At 63.5% G+C, this 2,920-nt stretch carries 2 protein-coding genes and 2 pseudogenes; all 4 read left to right on the top strand.

Annotated features, from left to right (window positions below):
- The first annotated feature begins 22 nt into the window (after positions 1–22).
- Positions 23–859 carry an EamA family transporter gene (locus VDP61_RS09460; RefSeq protein ID WP_323006671.1) on the top strand — a complete coding sequence of 279 codons (837 nt, stop codon included), beginning with the start codon at positions 23–25 and terminating at the stop codon, positions 857–859.
- A 190-nt stretch (positions 860–1,049) separates the two neighbouring features.
- Positions 1,050–1,794: pseudogene (locus VDP61_RS09455) on the top strand (5-oxoprolinase subunit B family protein).
- Positions 1,791–2,801, top strand: a complete 1,011-nt coding sequence (locus tag VDP61_RS09450) for a biotin-dependent carboxyltransferase family protein (protein ID WP_323006670.1) — start codon at positions 1,791–1,793, stop codon at positions 2,799–2,801. Before VDP61_RS09455 ends, VDP61_RS09450 begins: the two are co-directional and overlap by 4 nt.
- Positions 2,798–2,920: pseudogene (locus VDP61_RS09445) on the top strand (LamB/YcsF family protein); the annotation flags it as partial. The gene VDP61_RS09450 and the pseudogene VDP61_RS09445, both read left to right, overlap by 4 nt.

The following is a 2,920-nucleotide window of genomic DNA, read 5'->3' as shown; positions in this document are numbered from 1 at the left end:
TGACTGACGGCCTGGCCGCCGCATGACCGTTTTTGCCCTTGGGGTGGTGATGTTTTCGGCGCTGTTGCACGCCGGTTGGAATGCGATGCTAAAGGCGGTGGATGACCGGGCCGGGGTGCTGGGGGCGGTGTCGCTGGCGCATGCGCTGGCGGGGGTGGTGCTGATTGCGCTTTCACCGATCCCGGACCGGGCAAGCTGGCCGTCGATCTTTATCTCGACCGTGGTGCATTACGGCTATTACCTGCTGCTGTTTCGCGCCTATCGCCACGGTGATTTAAGCCAAGTCTACCCGATTTCGCGCGGCCTTGCCCCGGCCTTTGTGGCGATTTCGGCCTGGCTTTTGATTGGCGAAACGATGCCGCCTTTGGGCTGGCTGGGCCTGGCCACCATCAGCGCCGGGATTTGTTTGTTGGCGATGCTGCGCGGCGCGGCGCAGGCGCAGCGTTCGACCATTGCGCTGGCGCTGCTGTTGGGGGTTTGCATCGGCAGCTATTCGGTGGCGGATGGGATCGGTATTCGGCAGGCCGGCACGGCGACGGGCTATATGGGGTGGCTGTTTTTATGCGAGGCGCCAGTGCCTTTGGCCATCGCGCTGCACCGTCGCCGCAACGGTGGGTATTTTGCGCCGCGCACGCTGATTTTCGGGCTTTTGGGCGGTGTGGCGGCGGTGACGGCCTATGGGTTGGTGCTGTATGTCAAAACCATCGCGCCCTTGGGGGCGGTGTCGGCGCTGCGCGAATCCAGCGTGATCTTTGCGGCGCTGATCGGGGTTGTGGCCTTTGGCGAGCGGCCGTGGAAGGGGCGGATTTTGGCGGCCTGTGTGGTGGCCTTGGGCGTTGTGATGCTGTCGTCGATGTGAGCCCGGCGCTTGTGGCGCGCGCATTGCCCCCCTTATCGCGTTTCGCCTTTGGCTTGAAACAGGCCCTATCACATAACACGTTGAAATGTTTGACTTCAGGCAGCGATAGGTGAGTCAGGTTAAAGGTGACGCGCTTTAACCCTTGATTTCGGGCCTTGCGGTGCGAACCCCAAAGCGGCACCATCGCGTGATGCAGAACCCTGATCTCTTTCCGCACATTGTCACGGTCGGTTTGACCGGGCTTTTGGTGCGATTTGCGGATAGGCTGACGGACCCGGCCAACCGTGCGGCCCTTGCCTTTCGCGCTGCGGTCGATGCCGAAAGCTGGCCGGGGGGTAGAGGAGACATCTTCTTCGCTATGTGCGACCTATCTGCGGTTTGATCCGCTGCATTTGCCGCATGCGGTGCTGCAAGCGCGCCTGCATGGCCTTTTGGCGGGGCAGGATTGGTATACGGCCGCCGCGCCGCAGGGCCGCCGTTTCTGGCGCATTCCGACGGTGTTTGGCGGTGATCTGGCGCCACAACTGGCCGAGGCGGCAGCGCTTGCTGGCCAGAGTGAGGCCGAGGCCCTTGCCGTGCTGACCAATGCGCGGCCCCGTGTGCTGACGCTGGGTTTTGCCCCCGGTCAACCCTATTTGGGGGAATTGCCCGAGGGCTGGAACATCCCAAGGCAAAGCGCGCTTACCCCGCAGGTGCCTGCCGGGGCGCTGGTGGTGGCGGTGCGGCAGTTTGTGCTGTTTGCCAATGCCTCGCCTACCGGCTGGCGCCATGTCGGGCAAACCGCCTTTCGCTGCTTTCGCCCCGAGGCGGCTGACCCGTTTCCCCTGCGGGCCGGGGATGAGGTAGCGTTTTACGCTATAACCCCCGAAGAATACGACAATATTCGAAAAACAGATCCTTTGGGCGGCGGCGCCAGCACGGAGCCTATACGATGAGCATGCTGCATATCCACAGCATCGGCCCCGGTGTGACGGTTCAGGATCGCGGCAGGCCGGGCCATATCGCCTCGGGGCTGTCGCGCGGCGGTGCGGCGGATGATATGGCCCTTGCCGAAGGCGCGGCGCTGCTGCGGCAGCCGGGCAATCTGGCGGCGTTGGAAATGGCTGGGTTCGGTGGCAGCTTCAGCGCGGATGCCCCCCTGCGTATCGCCCTGACCGGGGCTGTGATGCGGGCCACGATTGACGGCAATCGCGTGGCGTGGAATGCCAGCCATGCCCTGCCAGCGGGGGCAAAACTGGTGATCGGCGGGGCCGAGATCGGGGTTTATGGCTATCTTTCCATCGGCGGGGGCATAGACATTCCGCCAATCCTTGGGGCGCGCGCGACCCATTTGGCCGCGGGTATCGGTGCGGTGCTGGAACGCGGCCAAACCTTGCCGATCGGTGCGGATGCGGGCGGGCCTGTCGGGATGTGCCTTGCCGTTGCCGACAGGCTGCGTGGTGGCACAGCGCGTATGCTCGCCTCGCTGCAAACCAGCCTGTTCACCGCCGAGACGTTGGAGCGTTTCAGCGCAACCCGGTTTCACCGTGACGCCCGCGCCAATCGTCAAGGCGTGCGGCTTGTCGCTGACGGCGGCGGTTTCGGGCTGGCCACGGGCCAATCCATCCTGTCGGAAATCATCACCCCCGGTGACATCCAGATCCCTAGCGATGGTGCGCCCTATGTTTTGCTGCCCGAGGCGCAAACCACAGGCGGCTATCCCCGTATCGGCACGGTTATTCCCGCCGATCTGCCGCTTGTGGCGCAAACCCCCGCCGGGGCTACCCTGCGCTTTGCCTTTGTTACGCTGGCGGATGCGCTTGATATCCAGCGCAAGGATCTGCAGGCCCGTGCGGGGTTACCGGGCAAATGCAAACCCCGGTTGCGCGACCCGGCCAGCATCGCAGATCTGCTTGGCTATCAGCTTATCTCCGGTATGGTCACCGGATCGGAGGATATATGACTTTGACGGTCGATTTGAACGCTGACATGGGCGAAAGTTTTGGCCCGTGGAAGATGGGCGATGATGCAGGGCTTTTTGCCCGTCATCACCTCGGCCAATATCGCTTGTGGTTTTCATGC

The sequence above is a fragment of the Pseudorhodobacter sp. genome, assembly GCF_034675685.1.
Lineage (GTDB): Bacteria > Pseudomonadota > Alphaproteobacteria > Rhodobacterales > Rhodobacteraceae > Pseudorhodobacter.
Note: the sequence above shows the minus strand (reverse complement) of the source record. Positions and strands in the feature narration are given on the sequence as shown.